The 25,329-nt window shown below is 65.8% G+C and carries 22 protein-coding genes; 21 read left to right on the top strand and 1 reads right to left on the bottom strand.

The genetic code is table 11. From position 1 onward, the window contains the following. Window positions 1-239: 239 nt before the first annotated feature. From mraZ to lpxC, 16 genes are all read left to right on the top strand, one after another. Window positions 240-695 (top strand): division/cell wall cluster transcriptional repressor MraZ, encoded by a 456-nt coding sequence (gene mraZ, locus DMX10_RS18715; protein WP_111262463.1) that lies wholly within the window; start codon window positions 240-242, stop codon window positions 693-695. Next, window positions 692-1,639 (top strand): 16S rRNA (cytosine(1402)-N(4))-methyltransferase RsmH, encoded by a 948-nt coding sequence (rsmH, locus tag DMX10_RS18710; protein WP_111262462.1) that lies wholly within the window; start codon window positions 692-694, stop codon window positions 1,637-1,639. The genes mraZ and rsmH overlap by 4 nt, the downstream gene beginning before the upstream one ends. Next, on the top strand, window positions 1,636-1,929 hold the full coding sequence (ftsL, locus tag DMX10_RS18705) for a cell division protein FtsL (protein ID WP_111262461.1): 294 nt from the start codon (window positions 1,636-1,638) through the stop codon (window positions 1,927-1,929). Before rsmH ends, ftsL begins: the two co-directional genes overlap by 4 nt. Further along, the gene (locus tag DMX10_RS18700) at window positions 1,926-3,659 is read left to right on the top strand and encodes a penicillin-binding protein 2 (protein WP_111262460.1); all 1,734 of its coding nucleotides are present in this window, start codon (window positions 1,926-1,928) and stop codon (window positions 3,657-3,659) included. The genes ftsL and DMX10_RS18700 overlap by 4 nt, the downstream gene beginning before the upstream one ends. Then, window positions 3,659-5,122 (top strand): UDP-N-acetylmuramoyl-L-alanyl-D-glutamate--2,6-diaminopimelate ligase, encoded by a 1,464-nt coding sequence (locus tag DMX10_RS18695; RefSeq protein ID WP_111262459.1) that lies wholly within the window; start codon window positions 3,659-3,661, stop codon window positions 5,120-5,122. The genes DMX10_RS18700 and DMX10_RS18695 overlap by 1 nt, the downstream gene beginning before the upstream one ends. Continuing rightward, window positions 5,115-6,479, top strand: a complete 1,365-nt coding sequence (gene murF, locus DMX10_RS18690; RefSeq protein WP_111262458.1) for a UDP-N-acetylmuramoyl-tripeptide--D-alanyl-D-alanine ligase — start codon at window positions 5,115-5,117, stop codon at window positions 6,477-6,479. The genes DMX10_RS18695 and murF overlap by 8 nt, the downstream gene beginning before the upstream one ends. 2 nt (window positions 6,480-6,481) lie before the next feature. Beyond that, on the top strand, window positions 6,482-7,564 hold the full coding sequence (gene mraY / locus DMX10_RS18685; RefSeq protein WP_111262457.1) for a phospho-N-acetylmuramoyl-pentapeptide-transferase: 1,083 nt from the start codon (window positions 6,482-6,484) through the stop codon (window positions 7,562-7,564). A gap of 7 nt (window positions 7,565-7,571) precedes the next feature. Further along, window positions 7,572-8,918: a UDP-N-acetylmuramoyl-L-alanine--D-glutamate ligase gene (gene murD, locus DMX10_RS18680; protein WP_111262456.1), complete on the top strand. Its 1,347-nt coding sequence runs from the start codon at window positions 7,572-7,574 to the stop codon at window positions 8,916-8,918. After that, window positions 8,918-10,126 (top strand): putative lipid II flippase FtsW, encoded by a 1,209-nt coding sequence (ftsW, locus tag DMX10_RS18675; RefSeq protein WP_111262455.1) that lies wholly within the window; start codon window positions 8,918-8,920, stop codon window positions 10,124-10,126. Before murD ends, ftsW begins: the two co-directional genes overlap by 1 nt. Continuing rightward, window positions 10,123-11,193 carry an undecaprenyldiphospho-muramoylpentapeptide beta-N-acetylglucosaminyltransferase gene (gene murG / locus DMX10_RS18670; protein ID WP_111262454.1) on the top strand — a complete coding sequence of 357 codons (1,071 nt, stop codon included), beginning with the start codon at window positions 10,123-10,125 and terminating at the stop codon, window positions 11,191-11,193. The genes ftsW and murG overlap by 4 nt, the downstream gene beginning before the upstream one ends. Next, complete coding sequence (gene murC / locus DMX10_RS18665) at window positions 11,186-12,643, top strand: UDP-N-acetylmuramate--L-alanine ligase (protein WP_111262453.1); 1,458 nt, start codon at window positions 11,186-11,188, stop codon at window positions 12,641-12,643. Before murG ends, murC begins: the two co-directional genes overlap by 8 nt. Then, window positions 12,640-13,587 (top strand): D-alanine--D-alanine ligase, encoded by a 948-nt coding sequence (locus tag DMX10_RS18660; RefSeq protein WP_111262452.1) that lies wholly within the window; start codon window positions 12,640-12,642, stop codon window positions 13,585-13,587. The genes murC and DMX10_RS18660 overlap by 4 nt, the downstream gene beginning before the upstream one ends. A gap of 4 nt (window positions 13,588-13,591) precedes the next feature. Further along, window positions 13,592-14,455, top strand: coding sequence for a cell division protein FtsQ/DivIB (locus DMX10_RS18655; RefSeq protein WP_111262451.1), 864 nt, complete (start codon window positions 13,592-13,594; stop codon window positions 14,453-14,455). A gap of 16 nt (window positions 14,456-14,471) precedes the next feature. Next, a complete protein-coding gene (ftsA, locus tag DMX10_RS18650; protein WP_021218769.1) occupies window positions 14,472-15,722 on the top strand; it encodes a cell division protein FtsA in 1,251 nt (416 codons plus the stop codon). A gap of 48 nt (window positions 15,723-15,770) precedes the next feature. Continuing rightward, complete coding sequence (gene ftsZ / locus DMX10_RS18645) at window positions 15,771-16,958, top strand: cell division protein FtsZ (protein WP_111262450.1); 1,188 nt, start codon at window positions 15,771-15,773, stop codon at window positions 16,956-16,958. A 112-nt stretch (window positions 16,959-17,070) separates the two neighbouring features. Next, complete coding sequence (gene lpxC, locus DMX10_RS18640; protein WP_111262449.1) at window positions 17,071-17,982, top strand: UDP-3-O-acyl-N-acetylglucosamine deacetylase; 912 nt, start codon at window positions 17,071-17,073, stop codon at window positions 17,980-17,982. Between the two features lie 103 nt (window positions 17,983-18,085). Here lpxC and DMX10_RS18635 read toward each other — a convergent pair whose 3' ends face one another. Continuing rightward, window positions 18,086-18,547 carry a DciA family protein gene (locus DMX10_RS18635; RefSeq protein ID WP_111262448.1) on the bottom strand — a complete coding sequence of 154 codons (462 nt, stop codon included), beginning with the start codon at window positions 18,545-18,547 and terminating at the stop codon, window positions 18,086-18,088. A 79-nt stretch (window positions 18,548-18,626) separates the two neighbouring features. Between DMX10_RS18635 and DMX10_RS18630 the strand changes: the two genes are divergently transcribed. The 5 genes from DMX10_RS18630 to DMX10_RS18610 all read left to right on the top strand — a co-directional run. Beyond that, the gene (locus tag DMX10_RS18630) at window positions 18,627-19,553 is read left to right on the top strand and encodes a M23 family metallopeptidase (protein ID WP_111262447.1); all 927 of its coding nucleotides are present in this window, start codon (window positions 18,627-18,629) and stop codon (window positions 19,551-19,553) included. Between the two features lie 117 nt (window positions 19,554-19,670). Then, complete coding sequence (secA, locus tag DMX10_RS18625; RefSeq protein ID WP_111262446.1) at window positions 19,671-22,412, top strand: preprotein translocase subunit SecA; 2,742 nt, start codon at window positions 19,671-19,673, stop codon at window positions 22,410-22,412. 123 nt (window positions 22,413-22,535) lie between these two features. Next, a complete protein-coding gene (argJ, locus tag DMX10_RS18620) occupies window positions 22,536-23,753 on the top strand; it encodes a bifunctional glutamate N-acetyltransferase/amino-acid acetyltransferase ArgJ (protein WP_111262445.1) in 1,218 nt (405 codons plus the stop codon). 161 nt (window positions 23,754-23,914) lie between these two features. Continuing rightward, window positions 23,915-24,556 (top strand): glutathione S-transferase family protein, encoded by a 642-nt coding sequence (locus DMX10_RS18615; RefSeq protein WP_111262444.1) that lies wholly within the window; start codon window positions 23,915-23,917, stop codon window positions 24,554-24,556. After that, window positions 24,553-25,329: Nudix family hydrolase (locus tag DMX10_RS18610; RefSeq protein ID WP_111262443.1), on the top strand; the 777-nt coding region annotated here is incomplete at its 3' end. The genes DMX10_RS18615 and DMX10_RS18610, both read left to right, overlap by 4 nt.

Here is a 25,329-nt window from a genome sequence, read left to right as displayed (position 1 = left end):
TTACTTTAAGTTCGCGCTTCAGCTCTCTGGTGCGTCTTATTTTTGTGCCTGAAATCCGCTGCAATATCTCTCCCGCCCTCTCCCAAAAGCTCGCTAAATCTCCGTCCCGTAAGGAATTTTCCGTCTTTGCCCGCCTTGACGGTGGGGCGCGCGCATTTCTATAGTGTGCGGAAGTGGTGCAAAGTGGGACAAAGTGGGATCAATTGGTACGGGAAGCCTAAAACAGGGGAAGCGCAGCCGTGTTTCGCGGAGCAAATGCCATCAGTCTCGACGCCAAAGGGCGCATCGCGATGCCGAGCCGGTATCGTGATGAGCTTTTTTCGCGTTGTGATGGCCAGCTCATCGTCACCATCGATGCCGTCGACCGCTGTCTGACCCTCTATCCGCTCCCCGAATGGGAGCTCATCGAAGCCAAGCTTCGCGAGCTGCCGTCCCTGCGTGAAGAAGCCCGCCGCCTGCAACGCCTCCTGATCGGTAACGCCGTCGACCTCGAGTTGGACGGCAACGGTCGTTTCCTGGTCCCGCCGCGCTTGCGCGAGTACGCGGGCCTGGACAAGAAGGCGATGCTGGTTGGTCAGTTGAACAAGTTCCAGATATGGGACGAAGACGCCTGGAACGCGATTTCCGATGCGGACCTGATGGCAATCAAACAACCCGGCGGCCTGCCGGACGAACTGCGTGACCTTATCCTGTGAGTACCGAAAGCAGCTTCCGCCACATCACCGTCCTGCTCGACGAGGCCGTAGACAGCCTCGCCGTGCGTGCTGACGGCTGTTACCTGGACGGCACCTTCGGTCGCGGGGGGCACAGTCGGCTCATCCTCCGGCATCTCGGTGAGGAGGGCCGGCTGCTCGGTTTCGACAAGGACCCCCAAGCCATAGCTACAGGGCAAGCGCTGGCGGCCGAAGACGGCCGCTTTGTCATTGTGCAGCGCAGTTTCGCCGAGATGGCGGGCGAGCTTGCCGAGCGTGGCCTGGCCGGCAAGGTCGATGGCGTCCTGCTCGATCTCGGCGTTTCCTCGCCGCAGTTGGATGACGCCGAGCGTGGTTTCAGCTTCCTCAACGACGGCCCCCTCGATATGCGCATGGACCCCACTCGTGGCGTCAGTGCCGCGCAATGGATCGCCACCGCACCCGAGGATGAGATCGCCCGCGTGCTCAAGGAATATGGCGAGGAGCGCTTCGCCAAGCGCATGGCGCGTGCCGTTGTGCAGCGCCGTGCCGAGAAACCCTTCGAACGCACCGCTGATCTGGCTGCCGTGCTCACGGTGGCCAATCCCGCCTGGGAAAAAGGCAAGAATCCGGCTACCCGCGCTTTCCAGGGCATTCGCATCCATGTGAACAACGAATTGGGTGATCTGGAGCGTGGCCTCGAGGCTGCCCTGGAGAATCTCGCCGTTGGCGGCCGACTGGTCGTTATCAGCTTCCACTCCCTGGAAGACCGCATCGTCAAGCTGTTCATGCGCAAGCATGCGAAAGGCGAGGCGGACAAGTTGCCGCGCAACCTGCCTATCCGTCCCCCGGCCTTCGATCCCCGGCTGAAGCTGCTGGGCAAGCCGCAGTTCGCATCCGAAGAAGAGCTGAAGGCCAACCCGCGCTCGCGCAGTGCCGTCATGCGTGTGGCGGAGAAGCTCAGATGAGCCGCATTTACGCCAAGCCCCTGCCGGGCGGCAGTTTCCTGATGCTGTTGCTGTTCATTGCCGTGCTGGTTTCCGCCATCGGCGTGTCCTACAGCGCGCACTGGAACAGGCAGCTGCTCAACAAGCTCTACACCGAGCTCAGCGTGCGCGACAAGGCGCAGGCCGAGTGGGGCCGCCTGGTGCTGGAGCAGAGTACCTGGACAGCGCACAACCGCATCGAGTCGCTGGCCAGCGAGCAATTGAAGATGCGTATCCCCGAACCCGCGGAAATCCGCATGGTGGCGCCATGATCAACCTCGAGGGGGCGCTCTACCCCTGGCGCTTCCGGGTGGTCCTGGTGCTGCTCGCCCTCATGGTCGCGGCCATCTCCTGGCGTATCGTCGACCTGCACGTGATCGATCGCGACTTCCTCAAGGGGCAGGGCGATGCGCGCAGCGTGCGGCACATTCCGATTCCGGCGCACCGTGGCCTGATCACCGATCGCAACGGCGAGCCGCTGGCTGTCAGCACCCCGGTCACCACCCTCTGGACCAACCCCAAGGACCTGATGGCCGTGCGTGACCAGTGGCCGGTCATCGCTGCGACCCTGGGGCAGGATCCGAAGATCTTCGCCGAGCGTATCGAGCAGAACGCCGGTCGCGAATTCCTCTACCTCGCCCGCGGCCTGACGCCGGAGCAGGGGCAGGCGATCCTCGCCCGCAAGCTTCCGGGCGTTTACGCCATCGAAGAGTTCCGTCGCTTCTACCCGGCTGGCGAAGTGACCGCTCATGTAGTCGGCTTCACCGACGTCGACGATCGCGGTCGCGAGGGCGTCGAGCTGTCCTTCGACCAGTGGCTGGCCGGCGTGCCCGGCAAGCGCCAGGTGCTCAAGGATCGCCGTGGTCGCCTGATCAAGGACGTCCAGGTCGCCAAGAACGCCAAGCCCGGCAAGACCCTGGCCCTGTCCATCGACCTGCGCCTGCAGTACCTCGCCCACCGTGAACTGCGCAACGCGCTGGTGGAGAACGGCGCCAAGGCCGGCAGCCTGGTGATCGTCGACGTCAAGACCGGCGAAGTGCTGGCCATGGCCAACCAGCCCACCTACAACCCGAACAACCGCCGCAACCTGCAGCCGGCGGCCATGCGCAACCGCGCCATGATCGACGTGTTCGAGCCCGGTTCGACGGTCAAGCCGATCTCCATGTCCGCGGCCCTGCAGAGCGGCCGCTGGAAGCCCGAGGACAAGGTCGAGGTCTACCCCGGCTCGCTGCAGATCGGCCGCTACACCATCAAGGACGTCTCCAAGACCGAAGGGCCGATCCTCGACCTGACCGGCATCCTGATCAATTCCAGCAACGTCGGCATGAGCAAGATCGCCTTCGACATCGGCGGCGAGACCATCTACGAGACCATGCGCCAGCTGGGCCTCGGCCAGGACACCGGTCTCGGCTTCCCCGGCGAGCGCGTGGGCAACCTGCCCAACCACCGCGAATGGCGCAAGGCCGAGACCGCGACCCTGTCCTATGGCTACGGCCTCTCGGTGACCGCCATCCAGATGGTCCATGCCTACGCCACGCTGGCCAACAACGGCCAGGCCGTACCCCTTTCGATGACCCGGGTGGACAGCCTGCCCGTCGGTACCCAGGTGATCCCCGGGGATGTCGCCAAGACCATGCAGGGCATGCTCCAGCAAGTGGTCGAGGCGCCGCGCGGCGTGTTCCGCGCCCAGGTGCCGGGCTATCACGTTTCCGGCAAGAGCGGCACGGCGCGCAAGGCCACTGTCGGCGCCAAGGGCTACACCCAGAACGCCTACCGCTCGCTCTTCGCGGGCTTCGGTCCATCCACCAATCCGCGTCTGGCGATGGTGGTGGTGATCGATGAACCCAGCAAGGCCGGCTACTTCGGTGGCCTGGTCTCGGCACCGGTATTCGGCAGAGTCATGGCTGGTGCGTTGCGCCTGATGAACATCGCCCCGGACAACCTGCCCACCGAGGAACAACAGACCGCGGAAGCGGCTACCGGCAAAGGAGGGCGGATCTGATGCCCATGCCACTGAATCAATTGTTGCCCCAGGCCGAAAGCGCCACCCTGATCCGTGAACTGACCCTGGACAGCCGCAAGGTGCGTCCGGGTGATCTGTTCCTGGCGGTTCCCGGTGCCCAGCACGACGGCCGTGACCATATCGCCGATGCCATCGCTCGCGGCGCCACCGCTGTCGCGTACGAAGCGGAAGGCGCCCCGGTTGTCGATGCCAGCGGTGCCGAACTGCTCGCCATCAAGGGGTTGGCTGGCCAGCTTTCGGCCATAGCCGGGCGCTTCTATGGCGAGCCCAGTCGCGGCCTGAATCTCGTGGGCGTCACCGGAACCAATGGCAAGACCAGCGTCAGCCAACTGATCGCCCAGGCCCTCGACCTACTCGGCGAGCGTTGCGGCATCGTCGGGACCCTGGGGACCGGCTTCCATGGCGAGCTGGAAAGCGGCCGCCATACGACCCCCGACCCGTTGGCGGTGCAGGCCACCCTGGCCAACCTCAAGCAGGCCGGTGCCCGCGCCGTGGCGATGGAGGTTTCCTCCCATGGACTGGAGCAGGGGCGCGTGGCCGCACTCGCCTTCGATGTCGCGGTGTTCACCAACCTGTCCCGCGATCATCTCGACTACCACGGTTCGATGGAGGCCTATGGCGCTGCCAAGGCTCGCCTGTTCGACTGGCCCGAGTTGCGTTGCCGGGTGATCAACCTCGACGATGCGTTCGGCCGCGAACTCGCCTCGCGTACCCATGAGTCCCGTCTCATCGGCTACAGCCAGGAAGACGCGTCCGCCTTCATCTATTGCCGCGAAGCACATTTCGATGACGATGGCGTGCGAGCGAGCCTGGTTACGCCGCAAGGCGAAGGCCTGCTGCGCAGCCCGTTGCTTGGGCGTTTCAATCTCAGCAACCTGCTGGCGGTGGTCGGTGCCCTGCTGGGCATGGGCTACCCGCTGGACGAAATCCTTCGCACGCTGCCCGGCCTCCAGGGGCCGGCCGGCCGCATGCAGCGCCTGGGCGGTGGCGACAAGCCGCTGGTGGTGGTGGATTACGCCCACACCCCCGACGCCCTGGAAAAGGTCCTCGAAGCCCTGCGCCCCCACGCTCGGGGTCGCCTGCTGTGCCTGTTCGGCTGCGGCGGTGATCGCGACCGTGGCAAGCGCCCGCTGATGGCGGCCCTGGCCGAGCGCCTGGCCGACCACGTACTGGTCACCGACGACAACCCGCGCAGCGAAGACCCGGCGCAGATCTTCGACGACATCCGCCCTGGCTTCGCCGATGCGGCAAGGGCCGAGTTCGTCCACGGTCGTGGCGTCGCCATCGCCCGTCTGATCGCGACCGCTGGCGTCGACGACGTGGTGTTGCTGGCCGGCAAGGGGCATGAGGATTACCAGGAAATCAACGGCGAGCGCCTGCCGTTCTCCGATCTGCAGGAAGCCGAAGCCGCCCTGGGCGCCTGGGGAGCCAGCCATGCTTGAGCCGATGCGTCTTTCCGCCCTGCAGGCTCCGTTGCAGGCCCGCTTGATCGGGGCTGATGCCGCGTTCTCGGCGGTGTCCACCGACAGCCGGCGCGTTGAGCCCGGACAGCTGTTCATCGCGCTGGTCGGGCCGAATTTCGATGGCCATGACTACCTGGCCGACGTCGCCGCCAAGGGGGCCGTCGCCGCGCTCGTGCAGCGCGAGGTCCCGGGAGCGCCGCTGCCGCAGTTGCTGGTGGCCGATACCCGCCTGGCCCTTGGTCGGCTCGGTGCGCTCAACCGTGACGCCTTCACCGGCAAGGTGGCGGCGGTTACCGGGTCCAGCGGCAAGACCACGGTCAAGGAAATGCTCGCCAGCATCCTGCGGACCCAGGGGCCTGTCCTGGCCACCCGCGGCAACCTCAACAACGACCTGGGCGCGCCGCTCACCCTGCTCGAACTGGCGCCGGAGCACCGCAGCGCCGTGATCGAACTGGGCGCTTCTCGGGTGGGCGAGATCGCCTACACCGTCGGCCTGACCCGGCCCCAGGTTGCGATCATCAACAACGCCGGCACTGCCCACGTGGGCGAGTTCGGTGGCCCGGAGAAGATCATCCTGGCCAAGGGCGAAATCCTCGAAGGTCTGGCCGACAACGGTATCGCCGTGCTCAACCGCGACGACAAGGCATTCGATACCTGGCGCCAGCGCAATGGCGCCCGCCGGGTGTTGAGCTTCGGCCTTGATGCAGCCGATGCCGACCTGCGCGCCGAGTCCATCGTGCGTGATGCTCGTGGCTGCATGGCCTTCATCCTCAAGGGCGTGGCTGGTGAAGCGAACATCCAGCTCAACCTGCTGGGCCTGCATAACGTCGCCAATGCATTGGCTGCCGCCGCTGCCGCGCACGCGCTGGGCGTACCGCTGGTCGGTATTCGCGAAGGCCTGCAGAACCTGCAACCGGTCAAGGGCCGCACCGTAGCGCAGTTGGCACCCAGTGGCATGCGGGTGATCGATGACAGCTACAACGCCAACCCGGCTTCGATGATCGCGGCCGTTGATATACTCGCCGGCTTTTCCGGCCGCACCGTCCTGGTGCTCGGGGATATGGGCGAGCTGGGCGAGTGGGCCGAGCAAGGTCACCGCGACGTGGGGCTCCATGCCCGCGGCAAGGTCAGCGCGCTCTATGCAGTCGGTCCTCAGATGGCCCATGCAGTCGCCGCTTTCGGCGACGATGGCCGCCATTTCGCCGATCAGTCCAGCCTGATCCAGGCCCTGGTCGATGAGCAGGACGCCAACACAACCATTCTGATCAAAGGTTCCCGCAGCGCGGCGATGGACAAGGTCGTCGCGGCCATCTGCGGAACGGGGGAGGCTCACTAATCATGCTGCTGCTGCTCGCTGAGTACCTGCAACAGTTCCATAAGGGGTTCGGGGTGTTCCAGTACCTGACCCTGCGCGGGATTCTCGGCGTCCTTACGGCGCTGTCGCTGTCGCTCTGGCTCGGGCCGTGGATGATCCGCACCCTGCAGGTGCGCCAGATCGGCCAGTCCGTGCGCAACGACGGGCCGCAATCGCACCTCTCCAAGTCCGGTACGCCGACCATGGGGGGCGCGCTGATCCTCACCGCCATCGGCATCAGCACCCTGCTCTGGGCCGACCTGTCCAACCGCTACGTCTGGGTGGTGCTGGGCGTGACCCTGCTGTTCGGCGCCATTGGCTGGGTCGACGACTATCGCAAGGTGATCGAGAAGAACTCCCGTGGCCTGCCGAGCCGCTGGAAGTATTTCTGGCAGTCGGTGTTCGGCATCGGCGCTGCGGTCTTCCTTTATATGACCGCGACCAGCCCGGTGGAGACCACCCTGATCCTGCCGATGGTCAAGGATGTCGGCATCCCGCTGGGTGTCGGCTTCATCGTGCTGACCTATTTCGTGATCGTCGGCTCCAGCAACGCGGTCAACCTGACCGACGGGCTGGATGGCCTGGCCATCATGCCGACCGTGATGGTCGGCGGCGCGCTGGGGATCTTCTGCTACCTCTCGGGCAACATCAAATTCGCCGAATACCTGTTCATCCCCTATGTGCCGGGCGCTGGTGAGCTGATCGTGTTCTGCGCCGCCCTGGTAGGCGCCGGCCTCGGCTTCCTCTGGTTCAACACCTACCCGGCCCAGGTCTTCATGGGTGACGTCGGCGCGCTGGCGCTCGGCGCTGCCCTGGGCACCATCGCCGTGATCGTGCGCCAGGAAGTGGTGCTGTTCATCATGGGGGGCGTGTTCGTCATGGAGACGCTGTCGGTGATGATCCAGGTCGCCTCGTTCAAATTGACCGGCCGTCGTGTATTCCGCATGGCCCCTATCCACCACCACTTCGAGCTGAAAGGCTGGCCCGAGCCCCGCGTGATCGTACGTTTCTGGATCATCACCGTGATCCTCGTGCTGATCGGCCTCGCCACCCTGAAGCTGCGTTGAGGAGACCATGAGCCTGATCGCTTCCGACCAGTTCCGCATCGTTGTCGGCCTCGGCAAGAGCGGCATGTCCTTGGTGCGCTTCCTGGCGCGCCAGGGCGTGCGCTTCGCCGTGGCCGATACGCGCGAGAACCCGCCCGAACTGGCCACCCTGCGTGCCCAGTACCCGGAGGTGGAAGTGCGCTGTGGTGAACTCGACGTCGATTTCCTCTGCCGCGCCAGCGAGCTCTATGTGAGCCCCGGCCTGGCCATCGCCACACCGGCGCTGCAGGAGGCGGCCAAGCGCGGCGTCAAGCTGTCCGGCGATATCGAATTGTTCGCCCGCCACGCCAAGGCGCCCATCGTGGCCATCAGCGGTTCCAACGCCAAGAGCACCGTCACCACCCTGGTGGGCGAGATGGCGCTGGCGGCCGGTCGCCGGGTCGCCGTGGGCGGCAACCTGGGGACCCCGGCGCTCGATCTGCTGGCCGATGACATCGAGCTCTACGTGATGGAGCTGTCCAGCTTCCAGCTGGAGACCACCGATCGCCTGAACGCCGAGGTGGCCACCGTGCTCAACGTCAGCGAAGACCACATGGACCGCTACGCCGACATGCAGGCCTATCACCTGGCCAAGCACCGCATCTTCCGCGGCGCCCGGCAGGTGGTGGTCAACCGTGGCGATGCGCTGTCCCGGCCCCTGGTCGCCGACCAGCTACCCTGCTGGACCTTTGGCCTGAACAAGCCCGACTTCAGGGGCTTCGGCCTGATCGAGGAAGAGGGCGAGAAATACCTCGCGTTCCAGTTCGAGAAGCTGCTGCCCGTGCGCGAGCTCAAGGTCCGTGGCGCCCACAACCAGGCCAATGCCCTGGCTGCCCTGGCCCTGGGCCACGCCGTCGGCCTGCCCATGGAGCCGATGCTGGAGACCCTCAAGACCTTCACCGGCCTGGCCCATCGCTGCCAGTGGGTGCGCGAGCGCGAAGGCGTGGCGTACTACGACGACTCCAAGGCCACCAACGTCGGCGCTGCGCTGGCCGCCATCGAGGGCCTGGGCGCGGACATCGACGGCAAGCTTGTGCTGATCGCCGGTGGCGATGGCAAGGGTGCCGATTTCTCCGGGATGCGCGAGCCGGTGGCGAGCTTCTGCCGCGCCGTGGTGTTGCTGGGGCGTGACGCCGAGCTGATCGCCCAGGCCCTGGGCGATGCGGTGCCGCTGGTGCGCGTGCGGACCCTGGACGAGGCCGTTAGCCGCGCCGCCGAACTGGCCGTCCGCGGGGACGCCGTGCTGCTGTCGCCCGCGTGCGCCAGCCTCGACATGTTCAAGAACTTCGAAGAGCGCGGACGCCTCTTCGCCCTGGCCGTGGAGGGGCTCATCTGATGCTGGCCCGCCTGTTCGCCCTGCAGTCGCCGCTGCGCAGTCGCCGTGGCCTCGACATGGACTTCCCGCTGCTGGCGGGTTGCCTGGCGCTGCTCGGCCTGGGGCTGGTGATGATCACCTCGGCGTCCTCGGAAGTGGCCGCCGCGCTGTCCGGCAACCCGCTCTACCACAGCATCCGCCACCTCATTTACCTGGCCATCGGCGGGGTCGCCTGCGTGCTGACCCTGCAGGTGCCCATGAGCTTCTGGCAGCGCTACGGCGCGCGCCTGATGCTGGTCGCCTTCGTTCTGCTGATCATGGTGCTGCTGCCGGGCATCGGCCGCGAGGTCAACGGCGCCAAGCGCTGGATCGGCTTCGGCCTGTTCAACCTGCAGCCGTCCGAACTGGCCAAGCTGTTCACCGTCATGTTCATCGCCGGCTACCTGGTGCGCCGCCAGGACGAGGTGCGCGAGAAGCTCACCGGCTTCATCAAGCCGATGCTGGTGCTCGGCCCCATCGCCGTGCTGCTGCTGGCGGAGCCGGACTTCGGCGCCACCGTGGTACTGGTGGGTTCCTGCATCGCCATGCTGTTCCTCGGTGGCATCAACCTGGTTCGCTTCGTCCCGTTGGTCGGCGCGGTGCTCGGTGCCGGGGTGCTGGTCATGACCAGCCAGAGCTACCGCATGCAGCGCCTGACCAACTTCATCGACCCCTGGGCCGACCAGTACGGCGCCGGCTACCAGTTGAGCCAGGCGCTGATCGCTTTCGGCCGTGGCGAATGGTTCGGCGTCGGCCTGGGCAACAGCATCCAGAAGCAGTTTTACCTGCCCGAGGCCCACACCGACTTCGTCTTCGCCGTACTGGCGGAGGAGCTGGGCATGGTCGGGGCGTTGGCCACGGTCGCCCTGTTCGTGTTCGTCAGCGTCCGGGCACTGCACATCGGCCTCTGCGCGGAACGCGCGCGGCAATATTTCTCGGCCTACGTGGCCTATGGCCTGGCGTTCCAGTGGATCGGCCAGGTCCTGATCAACATCGGTGTGAACGTCGGCCTGCTGCCCACCAAGGGCCTGACCCTGCCGTTCCTCAGCTACGGCGGCAGCTCCCTGGTGATCTGCTGCGTCTGCCTCGGCCTGCTGCTGCGGATCGAATGGGAAAGCCGCACGCACCTGGGCAACGAAGACATCGAGTTCGTCGAGAGCGACTTCCTCGAAGAGGAGGTACGCCCATGAGCGGCAACGTATTGATCATGGCGGGTGGCACCGGCGGGCACGTGTTCCCGGCACTGGCCTGCGCCCGCGAGTTCCAGGCCCGTGGCTACAGCGTGCACTGGCTGGGTACCCCGCGTGGCATCGAGAACGAACTGGTACCCCAGGCCGGCCTGCCACTGCACCTGATCCAGGTCACCGGCTTGCGCGGCAAGGGCATCAGGTCGCTGCTCAAGGCGCCGTTCTCCCTGGTGCGTTCGCTGTTCCAGGCGCGGCGTGTGGTCAGCGAGCTCAAGCCCGTCTGCGTGCTGGGCATGGGTGGCTATGTCACCGGCCCCGGCGGCCTGGCTGCGCGCCTGGCCGGCGTACCGCTGGTCATCCATGAGCAGAACGCCGTCGCCGGCACCGCCAACCGCAGCCTGGCGCCGTTCGCCAGCCGCGTCTGCGAGGCCTTCCCGGATACCTTCGGGACCAGCGACAAGCGCCGCACCACGGGCAACCCGGTGCGCGAGGAGCTGTTCCTGGAAACCCCGCGCGACGCCCTGGCCGGTCGCACGCCGCGACTGCTGGTACTGGGCGGCAGCCTGGGCGCCGAGCCACTGAACAAACTGCTGCCGGCAGCCGTTGCGTTGCTGCCTGCCGAACTTCGCCCGCAGGTGTTCCACCAGGCGGGCAAGAATCACGATGGGGTCACCGCGGAGCGTTATCGCGAAGCCGGTGTCGAAGCGGAGGTCGCACCCTTCATCAAGGATATGGCGCGGGCTTATGCCTGGGCCGATCTGGTCATCTGCCGCTCTGGCGCGCTGACCGTCAGCGAGCTCGCTGCTGCCGGGTTGCCGTCCTTCCTGGTGCCGCTGCCCCATGCGATCGACGACCACCAGTCGCGCAATGCCGATTATCTGGCGAAGGAGGGCGCGGCCTTCCTTCTCCCGCAACATGCCACCGACGCGGCCGCACTCGCCGCCCGGCTGACCGAGGTACTGATGCAACCCGAACGACTGAAGGCCATGGGCGCGATCGCCCGCCGTCTGGCCAAGCCCGATGCCACCCGCAGCGTGGTCGATATCTGCCTGGAGGTGGCCCATGGTTGAGAGCCAGAAAGCCATGCCGCAACCGGAAATGCGCCGCATCCGCCGCATCCACTTCGTCGGCATCGGCGGCGTGGGCATGTGCGGGATCGCCGAAGTGCTGCTGAACCTCGGCTACAACGTCTCCGGTTCCGACCTCAAGGCCTCGGCCGTGACCGCGCGCCTGGAGAGCTTCGGTGCGCAGATCTTCATCGGCCACCGTGCCGAGAACGCCGAGAACGCCGACGTGCTGGTGGTCTCCAGCGCGGTGAACAAGGCCAACCCGGAGGTCGCCGTCGCCCTGGAGCGCCGTATCCCCGTGGTGCCGCGTGCCGAGATGCTGGCCGAGCTGATGCGCTACCGCCACGGCATCGCCGTTGCCGGTACCCACGGCAAGACCACCACCACCAGCCTGATCGCCTCGGTGTTCGCCGCCGGGGGCCTGGACCCGACCTTCGTCATCGGCGGGCGCCTGAACGCCGCCGGCACCAACGCGCAACTGGGCACCAGCCGCTACCTGGTGGCCGAGGCCGATGAGAGCGACGCCAGCTTCCTGCATCTGCAGCCGATGGTCGCGGTGGTCACCAACATCGACGCCGACCACATGAGCACCTACGGCGGCGACTTCAACAAGCTGAAGAAGACCTTCGTCGAGTTCCTGCACAACCTGCCGTTCTACGGGTTGGCGGTGCTTTGCGTGGATGACCCGGTGGTACGCGAGATCCTCCCGCAGGTGGCCCGCCCGACCGTGACCTACGGCTTCGCCGAGGACGCCGACCTGCGCGCCATCAACGTGCGCCAGCAGGGCATGCAGACCTTCTTCACCGTGCTGCGCAAGGACCGTGCGCCGCTGGACGTCTCGGTGAACATGCCGGGCAACCACAATGTGTTGAATGCCCTGGCGACCATCGCCATCGCCACCGATGAAGGCATCGACGACGACGCCATCGTGCGTGGCCTGTCGGGCTTCCAGGGCGTGGGCCGACGCTTCCAGGTCTACGGTGAGCTGCAGGTCGAAGGCGGCAGCGTGATGCTGGTCGACGACTATGGCCACCATCCGCGCGAAGTCGCGGCGGTGATCAAGGCGGTACGCGGTGGCTGGCCGGAGCGCCGTCTGGTGATGGTCTACCAGCCGCACCGCTACAGCCGCACCCGTGACCTGTACGACGACTTCGTGCAGGTGCTGGGCGAGTCCAACGTGCTGCTGCTGATGGAAGTCTACCCGGCGGGCGAAGAGCCCATCCCCGGCGCCGACAGCCGCCAGCTGTGCCACAGCATTCGCCAGCGCGGCCAGCTGGACCCGATCTACATCGAGCGTGGTGTCGACCTGGCGCCGCTGGTCAAGCCGTTGCTGCGCGCCGGCGACATCCTGCTCTGCCAGGGTGCCGGCGATATCGGCGGGCTGGCCCCGCAATTGATCCAGAGCCCGTTGTTCGGTGGTGGCGATGATGCCGCCGCGAGGAAAGAGTCATGAGCGCGAACCTGAAGTCCACCCTCGACCCCAAGGCCTTCGGCCGGGTCGCCGTGCTCTACGGCGGCAAGAGCGCCGAGCGCGACGTCTCGCTGAAGTCCGGCAGCATGGTCCTGGAAGCGCTCCAGGGCGCAGGCGTCGAGGCCTTCGGCATCGATGTCGGCGACGACCTGCTGCAACGCCTGGCCGCCGAGAAGATCGACCGCGCCTTCATCGTCCTCCACGGCCGTGGCGGCGAGGACGGCAGCATGCAGGGCCTGCTGGAGTGCCTGGGCATCCCCTACACCGGTAGCGGTGTGCTGGCGTCCGCCCTGGCGATGGACAAGCTGCGGACCAAGCAGGTCTGGCAGAGCCTCGGCCTGTCCACCCCTCGTCACGCGGTGCTGGCCAGCGAGGCGGATTGCCGTGCCGCGGCCGAAGCGCTGGGTTTCCCGCTGATCGTCAAGCCGGCTCACGAAGGCTCGAGCATCGGCATGGCCAAGGTGGCGGATGTCGACGCATTGATAGAAGCCTGGAAGGGTGCCAGCCGTTACGACTCCCAGGTACTGGTGGAGCAGTGGATCCATGGGCCGGAGTACACCATCGCGATGCTGCGCGGGCAGGTGCTGCCGCCCATCCGCCTGGGTACCCCGCATACCTTCTACGACTACGACGCCAAGTACCTGGCCAATGACACCCAGTACCAGATCCCCTGCGGGCTCGATGCGGCCAAGGAGCAGGAACTCAAGGACCTGACCGCGCGTGCGTGCGAGGCGGTGGGCACCCAGGGCTGGGCGCGCGCCGACGTGATGCAGGACGCCGACGGCCGCTTCTGGCTGCTGGAGGTGAACACCGTTCCGGGCATGACCGACCACAGCCTGGTCCCGATGGCCGCTCGTGCTGCGGGCCTGGACTACCAGCAGTTGGTGCTGTCGATCCTGGCAGACAGCGTCGAGGCACGAGGTTAAGCACATGCGTGGCGCCACGATCCGTCATCAGCAACCCGCCATCGGCCGCGCTCCCCAGCGCAAGCCGGTGCCGCGTGGTGCCAGCCGGATGGTGGCGAAGGAGCCGCTCAGTGCGCGTCTGCCCAAGCCGAACTTCAGCGTGTTCAAGCGCCTGGTCTGGCCGGTGGTCCTGGTGGTGCTGGGTTTCGGTGCCTACGAGGCGGCGCAGCGCTTGCTGCCCTATGCCGATCGCCCCATCGCCAAGATCAACGTGCAGGGCGACCTGAGCTACATCAGCCAGCAGGCGGTGCAGCAGCGGATCGCTCCGTACATCGCGGCGAGCTTCTTCAGCATCGACCTGGCCGGCATGCGCAGCGAGCTGGAGCAGATGCCCTGGATCGCCCACGCCGAGGTGCGCCGGGTGTGGCCGGACCAGGTGATGATCCGCCTGGAAGAACAATTGCCGATCGCCCGCTGGGGCGATGAGGCGCTGCTGAACAACCAGGGCCAGGCCTTCACCCCGCGTGAGCTGACCCATTACGAACAACTGCCGCAGCTGTGGGGGCCACAGCGGGCCCAGGAACAGGTGATGCAGCAGTACCAGATGCTCAGCCAGATGTTGCGCCCGCTCGGGTTTTCCATCACCCGCCTGGAGCTGCGCGAACGCGGCAGCTGGTTCCTGTCCACCGGGCAGGGCGTGGAGATCCTGCTGGGAAGGGATCATCTGGTGGAGAAGATGCGTCGCTTCATCTCGATCTACGAGAAGACGCTCAAAGAACAGATCGCCAACATCGAGCGTGTCGACCTGCGTTACCCCAACGGCTTGGCGGTAGCGTGGCGAACCCCGGTAGAGGCACCTGCGGCGGCCGTAGCCGGCCGCGCGAATTGAGGAGAAGGTTAGAACCATGGCAAGCGTGCAGAGCGGCAAGATGATCGTCGGCCTGGATATCGGCACCTCCAAGGTGGTGGCGCTGGTGGGCGAGATCGCGGCCGACGGCCAGCTGGAGATCGTCGGGATCGGTACCCATCCGTCCCGCGGGCTGAAGAAGGGCGTGGTGGTGAACATCGAATCCACCGTGCAGTCCATCCAGCGCGCGGTGGAAGAGGCGCAGATGATGGCGGGCTGCCGTATCCACTCCGCCTTCGTCGGCGTCGCCGGCAATCACATCCGCAGCCTGAACTCCCACGGCATCGTCGCGATCCGTGATCGCGAAGTCAGCCCGGCAGACATCGAGCGTGTGCTCGACGCCGCCCAGGCCGTCGCCATTCCTGCCGACCAGCGGGTGCTGCACACCCTGGCGCAGGACTACGTGATCGATAACCAGGAAGGGGTGCGCGAGCCCCTGGGCATGTCCGGCGTGCGCCTGGAAGCCAAGGTCCACGTGGTGACCTGCGCGGTGAATGCGGCGCAGAACATCGAGAAGTGCGTGCGCCGTTGCGGCCTGGAGGTGGACGACATCATCCTCGAGCAACTCGCCTCGGCCTATTCGGTGCTGACCGACGACGAGAAGGAACTGGGCGTGTGCCTGGTGGACATCGGCGGCGGCACCACCGACATCGCCATCTTCACCGAGGGCGCGATCCGCCACACTGCGGTGATACCGATCGCCGGCGACCAGGTGACCAACGACATCGCCATGGCCCTGCGGACGCCGACCCAGTACGCCGAGGAGATCAAGATCCGCTACGCCTGCGCCCTGGCCAAGCTGGCCGGTGCCGGCGAAACCATCAAGGTGCCGAGCGTCGGCGACCGTCCGCCGCGGGAACTCTCGCGCCAGGCACTGGCCGAAGTGGTCGAGCCCCGCTATGACGAACTGTTCACCCTGATCCAGGCCGAGCTGCGCCGCAGCGGCTACGAGGACCTGATCCCGGCAGGCATCGTCCTGACCGGCGGCACCGCGAAGATGGAGGGCGCGGTCGAGCTCGCCGAAGAGATTTTCCACATGCCGGTGCGCCTGGGCGTGCCGCATAGCGTCAAGGGCTTGAGCGACGTGGTGCGCAACCCGATCTACTCGACCGGCGTTGGCCTGCTGATGTACGGCCTGCAGAAGCAGTCCGACGGGATTTCGATGTCCGGCGGCCTGGGCAGTTTCAGTGACGAACCCAAGACACCTGTTCTGGAGCGGCTCAAGCGCTGGGTCCAGGGCAACTTCTAAAGAGTTTTTGCAGTAGGCGATACAACTAGAAAAGGAAGGAGAGGGGATATGTTCGAACTCGTAGATAACGTTCCGCAAAGTGCGGTCATCAAGGTAATCGGCGTGGGCGGTGGCGGCGGCAACGCAGTCAACCACATGACCAAGAGCAACATCGAAGGCGTCGAGTTCATCTGCGCCAACACCGATGCCCAGGCACTGAAGAACATCGGTGCGCGCACCGTTCTGCAACTCGGCCCGGGCGTTACCAAGGGGCTGGGTGCGGGTGCCAATCCCGAGATCGGTCGTCAGGCCGCTCTGGAGGATCGCGAGCGCATCGCCGAAGTGCTGCAGGGCACCGACATGGTCTTCATCACCACCGGCATGGGTGGCGGTACCGGTACCGGTGCGGCCCCGATCATCGCTGAAGTGGCGAAGGACATGGGCATCCTCACCGTTGCCGTGGTCACCCGCCCGTTCCCGTTCGAGGGCCGCAAGCGCATGCAGATCGCCGACGAGGGCATCCGTGCTCTGTCGGAAAGCGTCGACTCGCTGATCACCATCCCCAACGAGAAGCTGCTGACCATCCTCGGCAAGGATGCGAGCCTGCTGTCCGCCTTCTCCAAGGCTGACGACGTGCTGGCTGGTGCCGTGCGCGGTATCTCCGACATCATCAAGCGTCCGGGCATGATCAACGTCGACTTCGCCGACGTGAAGACCGTGATGAGCGAAATGGGCATGGCAATGATGGGTACCGGCTGCGCCAGCGGTCCGAATCGTGCCCGTGAGGCCACAGAGGCGGCGATCCGCAACCCGCTGCTGGATGACGTCAACCTGCAGGGCGCGCGCGGCATCCTGGTGAACATCACCGCCGGTCCCGACCTGTCCCTGGGCGAGTACTCCGATGTGGGCAACATCATCGAGCAGTTCGCTTCCGAGCACGCCACCGTGAAGGTGGGCACCGTGATCGATCCGGACATGCGCGACGAGCTGCACGTCACCGTGGTCGCCACCGGCCTGGGCGCTCGCCTGGAGAAACCCGTCAAGGTAGTGGACAACACCGTCCAGTCCGCAGCCGTTGCCGCGTCCCCCGCACCCCAGCGTGCGGAGCAGCCGTCGGTCAACTACCGCGACCTGGATCGTCCGACCGTCATGCGCAACCAGGCTCATGGCAGCGCCGCAACCGCCGCCAAGATGAACCCGCAGGACGACCTGGATTACCTGGATATTCCGGCCTTCCTGCGTCGTCAGGCCGATTGATGAAGTTTATCGACGCTATGTCTGTGATTGGTGTTCAGCAAAGGCCGGTTCTGCTATCATCCCCGGCCATTGTTGAAAACTGTTCGCAACTAGCGCGAAAGCGGCCACTGCCATGATCAAACAACGCACTTTAAAGAACGTCATCCGTGCCACAGGCGTAGGGCTGCATTCCGGGGAAAAGGTCTACCTGACCCTCAAGCCCGCCCCTGTGGATACCGGCATCGTGTTCTGCCGTACCGACCTGGACCCCGTCGTCCAGATCGCCGCCTATGCCGAAAACGTCGGTGAGACCACCATGTCCACCAACCTTTTCAATGGTGACGTCAAGGTCGGCACGGTGGAACACCTGCTCTCGGCCATGGCTGGCCTGGGCATCGACAACGCCTACGTCGAGCTGTCCGCCGCCGAAGTACCGATCATGGATGGCAGCGCCGGCCCGTTCGTGTTCCTCATCCAGTCCGCTGGTCTCGAGGAGCAGGAAGCCGCTAAGCGCTTCATTCGCATCAAGCGCGAAGTGAGCGTGCAGGATGGCGACAAGCGCGCCACCTTCGTGCCGTTCGATGGCTTCAAGGTCACTTTCGAGATCGACTTCGACCACCCGGTGGTCAACGGTCGTACCCAGAAAGCGTCGGTCGATTTCTCCAGCACCACCTTCGTCAAGGAAGTCAGCCGTGCCCGTACCTTCGGGTTCGTGCGCGATCTGGAATTCCTGCGCTCGCACAATCTGGCTCTGGGCGGCAGCGTCGAGAACGCCATCGTGGTCGATGAGGACAGCGTATTGAACGAGGACGGCCTCCGTTACGAGGACGAATTCGTCAAGCACAAGATCCTCGACGCCATCGGCGACCTCTACCTGCTCGGCAACAGCCTCATCGGCGAGTTCCGTGGCTTCAAGTCCGGTCATGCACTCAACAATCGCCTGCTGCGTGCACTGATCGCCGACAAGGATGCCTGGGAAGTGGTCACCTTCGAAGATGCCAAGACCGCACCCATTTCCTACATGCGCCCGGTAGCGGCCGTGTAAGCAACACCTCTTTCCTTCTTTGGAGGCCACCCCACCACGGGGTGGCCTCTTTTTTTGTGCAGGGAAAATAGGGGAGGGCGAAGCGGCGGATTGTCGCGGAAGGTCAGTCGCGTTCGGGCTTGCGGGCACGCTCGGCGAGGCGCTCCAGGGCGGCGCGCAGCTTGGGATCCTCGATCCCTTCCGCAGTGGCCTGGATGCTTTCGGCGGCAAAGGCCGACAGCTCGATGGTGCGGCCTGGTGCACGTCCCGAGCCTTGGGAAGGTTGCACCTTGAAGATGATTTTCGTTAAGGTCGCGAACTCTTCGAGGGCCTGGAGCTGACGCTGCAGCCGGCGTTGCTGGTATCGCAGCCGCGTCGCCCAGTGGCCGTCACTGATGATCAGCATCAGGCAGCCCTCGCGCCATGACGCTACACGGCAATGCTCGCGCGCCGCAGGTTGCAGCTGGCTTTCCAGCAACTGTTGCCAGTGATCGATGCGTTGGGCCTGGTTGAACAGGGCCTTGAGCGGTTTTTCCTCGCGCAGCAGTGCGGCGGGGGACCGGGCCGGCAAGGGACGAAAAGACATGGCAGGACGCCTGAAGAAAACAGAGTGGCCATGGTAGCAGAAGCCTGCACCGGGTAACGCTCGATCAATTGGGGAAGTCATGCACATCATTCTTCTGAGCCGCAGGCACGGGGCGGCGCGTTCGCTGAGCCTCGACCTGCGCGTGCTCCTGGGGCTCGGTGGCCTGCTGCTGGCGCTGGTGCTCGCTTCGGGGATCGCCCTCGGTGCCTGGATCAGGCCCGCGGCGCCCGCTGCTGAAGACAGCCAGCAGATGACGCTCGCGCTTGACGAGCAGCGTAGCCAGGTGAGCCAGGCGCGGGCCGACGCCCAGCGTCAGCTGGACGCCTTCGGCGCCCACATCGCCGATCTGCAGGCGCGCCTTACCCGGCTCGATGCGCTGGGCGAGCGTGTCGCGGAACTGGCGGACCTGGATTCCAGCGAGTTCGATTTCTCCCTCAACGTCGGCCAGGGCGGCCCGGAAGACCCGCTCGATGCGCCGGCCTACCAGGCACCGCCCTTCATGGATGTGCTGGACAGCCTGACCGAGCGCCTTGACAGTCGCGAGCAGCAACTGGAAGTCCTCGAACAGCTGCTCGGCGAGCGCCGCATCAGCGAAGCCGAGCACCTGGCCGGACGCCCGGTGCTGCAGGGCTACATCTCATCGCCCTTCGGCATGCGCAGCGACCCCCTGACCGGCCGCCTGAGCAAGCACAAGGGCGTGGACTTCGCGGCCAAGGCCGGTAGCGATGTCCTGGCCGTCGGCGCGGGTGTCGTCACCTGGTCCGGACGCAAGACCGGCTACGGCAACATGGTCGAGATCAGCCATGCGGATGGTTACCGCACCCTCTATGCGCACAACCAGAAGAACCTGGTGCAGGTGGGGGATCTGGTGCAGCGTGGCCAGGCCATCGCCAAGGTCGGCAGCAGCGGTCGTTCCACCGGTGCGCACGTCCACTTCGAGGTCACCCGCGATGGCGCGGTGGTCAACCCAGCCCTCTATATAGCCCGTTCCGCAGCCGCGGAATAACGCTACTTTTCTCTACAACGAATCCGGGTAGAATGCCCCCTTCGCAAGCAGCCATGAAGGCTGCGCGGGCGACTCCGGGGCCGCCCCCCATCCATATATGTGGAAGATCCTGTCGATATGTTTGCGCCTTTGTTGAAGAAACTCTTTGGAAGCAAGAACGAGCGCGAAGTGAAGCGCATGGCCAAGGCTGTCCAGGCGGTCAACGCCCTGGAAGAGCAGATGGTCGCGCTGTCCGACGAGCAGCTCAGAGCCAAGACCGAAGAGTTCAAGGCGCGGGTAGCCAAGGGCGAGACCCTCGACCAGATCCTGCCGGAAGCCTTTGCCGTCGCCCGTGAAGCCGGCAAGCGGGTGATGGGCATGCGTCACTTCGACGTGCAGCTCATCGGTGGCATGACCCTCCACGAAGGCAAGATCGCCGAGATGCGCACCGGTGAGGGCAAGACCCTGGTGGGTACCCTGCCGGTCTACCTCAATGCGCTGTCCTGCAAGGGCGTGCACGTGGTCACCGTGAACGACTACCTGGCTCGCCGCGACGCCAACTGGATGCGTCCGCTGTATGAGTTCCTCGGCCTCACCGTCGGCATCGTCACCCCGTTCCAGCCGCCGGAGGAAAAGCGCGCCGCCTACGCTGCCGACATCACCTACGGCACCAACAACGAATTCGGCTTCGACTACCTGCGCGACAACATGGCCTTCAGCCTGGAAGACAAGTTCCAGCGCGAGCTGAACTTCGCCGTGATCGACGAAGTGGACTCCATCCTCATCGACGAAGCGCGTACGCCGCTGATCATTTCCGGCCAGGCCGAAGACAGCTCCAAGCTGTACATGCAGATCAACAAGCTGATCCCGCGCCTGAAGCAGCACATCGAGCCGGAAGAGGGCAATGTCGTCCAGGAAGGCCACTATTCCGTCGACGAGAAGACCCGCCAGGTCGAACTCAACGAGCAGGGCCACCAGTTCATCGAGGACATGCTCACCCAGGCCGGCCTGCTGGCCGAGGGCGAAAGCCTGTACTCCGCGCACAACCTGGGCCTGCTGACCCACGTCTACGCCGGCCTGCGCGCCCACACCCTGTTCCACCGCAACGTCGAGTACATCGTGCAGAACGACCAGGTCCTGCTGATCGACGAGCACACCGGCCGCACCATGCCCGGTCGCCGCCTTTCCGAAGGCCTGCACCAGGCCATCGAGGCGAAGGAAGGCCTGAACATCCAGGCCGAGAGCCAGACCCTGGCCTCCACCACCTTCCAGAACTACTTCCGCCTTTATGCCAAGCTGGCCGGCATGACCGGTACCGCCGATACCGAAGCCTTCGAATTCCATTCGATCTACGGCCTCGAAGTGATGGTGATCCCGACTCACCGTCCGGTGGCGCGCAAGGACTTCAACGACCTGGTCTACCTGACCCAGGAAGAGAAGTACGCCGCCATCATCACCGACATCAAGGATTGCCAGGCCAACGGCCGTCCGGTGCTCGTGGGCACCGCCTCGATCGAGAGCTCCGAGTATGTCTCGCAGCTGCTGGTCAAGGCCGGCATCGAGCACAAGGTGCTCAACGCCAAGTACCACGAGAAGGAAGCCGAGATCATCGCCCAGGCCGGTCGCCCCGGCGCCGTGACCATCGCCACCAACATGGCGGGTCGTGGTACCGACATCCTCCTCGGCGGCAACTGGGAAGTCGAAGTCGCCGCCCTCGAGAACCCCACCGAGGAGCAGGTCGCCCAGATCAAGGCCGAATGGCAGAAGCGTCACCAACAGGTGATCGAGGCTGGCGGCCTGCACGTGGTCGCGTCCGAGCGCCACGAATCCCGCCGCATCGACAACCAGCTGCGTGGCCGTGCCGGTCGCCAGGGGGACCCGGGTTCCAGCCGCTTCTACCTGTCGCTGGAAGACAGCCTGATGCGCATCTTCGCTTCCGACCGGGTGAAGAACTTCATGAAGGCCCTGGGCATGCAGTCCGGCGAGGCCATCGAGCACCGCATGGTGACCAACGCCATCGAGAAGGCGCAGCGCAAGGTCGAAGGCCGCAACTTCGACATCCGCAAGCAGCTCCTCGAATTCGACGACGTGGCCAACGAGCAGCGCAAGGTGATCTATCACATGCGCAACAGCCTGCTGGCCGCCGAAGACATCGGCGAGACCATCGCCGAGTTCCGCGAGGACGTGCTGGGCCGCACCATCGACGCCCACATCCCGCCGCAATCGCTGCCCGAGCAGTGGGACATCTCCGGCCTGGAAGCCGCCCTGTACAGCGACTTCGGCATCAAGCTGCCGGTCCAGCAGTGGCTGGACGAAGACGACAAGCTGTTCGAGGACACCCTGCGCACCAAGATCCTCGAGCAACTGATCGCCGCCTACAACGAGAAGGAAGAGCTGGCCGGCGCCGAAGCCCTGCGCTCCTTCGAGAAACAGATGCTCCTGCGCGTGCTGGACGACCTGTGGAAGGACCACCTGTCCACCATGGATCACCTGCGCCACGGCATCCACCTGCGCGGTTATGCGCAGAAGAACCCCAAGCAGGAATACAAGCGCGAGTCCTTCACCCTGTTCCAGGAGCTGCTGGATTCCATCCGTCGCGACACCATCCGCGTCCTGTCCCATGTCCAGGTCCGCCGCGAAGACCCGGCCGAGGAAGAGGCTCGTCTGCGTCGCGAAGCCGAGGAACTGGCCAAGCGCATGCAGTTCCAGCATGCCGAGGCCCCTGGCCTGGAAGAGCCCGAAGCCCAGATGCAGGGCGAAGAGGGTGACGTGGCAGTGGCCGCCGCCCCTGTCCGCACCGAGCCCAAGGTCGGCCGCAACGAGCCCTGCCCCTGTGGTTCCGGCAAGAAGTACAAGCACTGCCACGGCCAGATCAGCTGAGGCTAGGCTGCAGTTCCCCACGCCGCGACCGGCCCAGCCGCTCGCGGCGTTTTCAACTCGACATCCCCGGAACGGCGGCGCCCAGCCGCCGATTCAACTGACGACACGACAAGGAGTGCTTCCATGGCTGTTGGTCTCGGCCCCCTGCCCACCCTGCACCCGGTTCCCGGTTTCGAACTCGGCATCGCCTCTGCCGGCATCAAACGCCCTGGCCGCAAGGACGTGGTGGTCATGCGCTGCGCCGAGGGTTCCACCGTAGCGGGCGTGTTCACCCTCAACGCCTTCTGTGCCGCGCCGGTGATCCTGGCGAAGAAGCGTGTCCTCGGTCCCGTGCGCTATTTCCTGACCAACACCGGCAACGCCAACGCCGGCACCGGTGAGCCAGGCCTCGCCGCCGCCGAGCGCACCTGCGCCAAGCTGGCCGAACTGGCGGGCGTCGACGCCAGCGCCGTGCTGCCGTTCTCCACCGGTGTGATTGGCGAGCCGCTGCCGGTCGAGAAGATCGAAGCCGCCCTGGGCGACGCCCTGGCCGATCTTTCCGAAGGCAACTGGGCCGCTGCCGCCACCGGCATCATGACCACCGACACCCTGCCCAAGGGCGCCAGCCGCCAGTTCGTGCATGACGGCGTCACCGTCACCGTCACCGGCATCAGCAAGGGCGCCGGCATGATCAGGCCGAACATGGCCACCATGCTCGGCTACATCGCCACCGACGCCAAGGTCGCCCAGGGCGTGTTGCAGGACCTGCTGCGCGATGCCGCCAACAAGTCCTTCAACCGCATCACCATCGACGGCGACACCTCCACCAACGACTGCTGCATGCTGGTCGCCACCGGGCAGGCGGCCCTGCCGGAAGTGACCCAGGCCAGCGGCGAACTCTTCGCTGCGCTCAAGCAGGCGGTGCTGGAAGTCTCGATGGAAGTGGCCCAGGCCATCGTCCGTGATGGTGAAGGCGCCACCAAGTTCGTCACCGTGCAGGTCAACGGCGGCGGCACCCACCAGGAGTGCCTGGACGTGGCCTACGCCGTGGCCCATTCGCCGCTGATCAAGACCGCGCTGTTCGCCTCCGACCCGAACTGGGGCCGCATCCTCGCCGCAGTCGGTCGTGCCGGCGTGCCGCAGCTGGACGTGAGCAAGATCGACGTGTTCCTGGGCGAGGTCTGCATCGCCAGCAAGGGCGGCCGTGCCTCGACCTACACCGAGGACCAGGGGGCCGCCGTGATGGCCCGCGAAGAGATCGGCATCCGCATCGAACTGGGACGCGGCGCCTGCAGCGAAACCATCTGGACCACCGACCTGTCCCACGAGTACGTCAAGATCAACGCGGAATACCGCACCTGAGCCTCGTGCCGCCGCGAATCCGTTCGCGGTGTCAACCGCCCTGGCTCCTGGCATTCCCGTTGTTCATGGCCCCATGAGCAACGGGAATTTGCCATCACCGCCTGCGCCTTTTAAGGTCCAGCGACCCCTCTGGATTACCCGTGGGTCTCAAGGAGAAACGCATGGCACTCACCCTGGTCATCGGCAACAAGAACTACTCGTCCTGGTCGCTGCGCGGCTGGCTCGCCATGGCGCTCACCGAGGCCCCTTTCCAAGAGCTGCGCATCCCGCTCTACGCTGCCGATAGCCACAGGCGCCTGCTGGCCCATTCGCCCACCGCCAAGGTGCCGGTGCTGGAGACCGAGGCCGATGGCGCGATCTGGGACTCCCTGGCCATCGCCGAATACCTTGCCGAGCGCTTCCCCGAGGCCCACCTGTGGCCCTTCGGCCAGGCCGCCCGTGCCCATGCGCGCGCCATCTGCGCGGAGATGCACAGCGGCTTCGTCGCCTTGCGCAGCCACATGCCCATGGACATGAAGCGCAACCAGGCGCTGGATGGCATCCCCGAAGAGGCTGCCGAGGACATCCGCCGCATCTGCGCCATCTGGTCGGATTGCCGTCGCCGTTTCGGCCAGGACGGCCCCTATCTGTTCGGCCATGCCAGCATCGCCGATGCCTTCTACGCGCCGGTGGCCAGCCGCCTGCGCAGCTACGCCGTCGAGCTTCCCGGCGAAGCCGCGGCCTATGTCGACACCATTTATCGGTGGCCCGCGTTCCAGCGCTGGTACCAGGCCGCCCTGCAGGAAACGGAGATCATCGAATGAAGCGAGTGCACGTCGCAGCCGCGGTCATCCGCGGCGCCGACGGCCGGGTGCTGATCGCACGCCGCCCGGACGACAAACACCAGGGCGGCCTGTGGGAGTTCCCCGGTGGCAAGGTGGAGGAGGGCGAGGCCGTGCAGGCCGCGCTGTCGCGGGAGCTGGAAGAAGAACTGGGCATCCGCGTGAGCGCCGCGCGCCCGCTGATCCAGGTGCATCACGACTACCCCGACAAGCAGGTGCTGCTGGATGTCTGGGAAGTCACCGCCTTCGACGGCGAACCACACGGTGCCGAAGGCCAGCCGCTGGTCTGGGTGGAGTCCCGCGACCTGTCCGATTACGCGTTCCCGGCCGCCAACCAACCGATCATCGCCGCGGCACGGTTGCCGGACCGCTACCTGATCACCCCGGATGGCCTTGAGGCGGCTGAGCTGCTGGCTGGCGTGCGGCGCGCGGTCGCCGAGGGCGTTCAGCTCATCCAGCTGCGTGCGCCGAACATGTTCGACCCCCAGTACCGCGACCTGGCGGTGGACATCCAGGGGCTCTGCGCGCGCAAGGCCCAGTTGATGCTCAAGGGGCCGCTGGAGTGGCTCGGCGACTTCCCGGCAGCGGGTTGGCACCTGACTGCCGAGCAACTGCGCAAGTACGCCGCCAAGGGGCGCCCATTCCCCGAAGCGCGCTGGCTGGCGGCGTCCTGTCACAGCGAAGAGGAGCTGGAGCTGGCGACCCGGATGGAGGTGGACTTCGTCACCCTGTCACCGGTACAGCCCACCCAGACC

The organism is Pseudomonas sp. 57B-090624 (genome assembly GCF_003234055.1).
Taxonomy (GTDB): Bacteria; Pseudomonadota; Gammaproteobacteria; order Pseudomonadales; family Pseudomonadaceae; genus Metapseudomonas; species Metapseudomonas tohonis.
The sequence above is the reverse complement of the archived record's forward strand: the minus strand, read 5'-3'. Positions and strand labels throughout refer to the sequence as shown.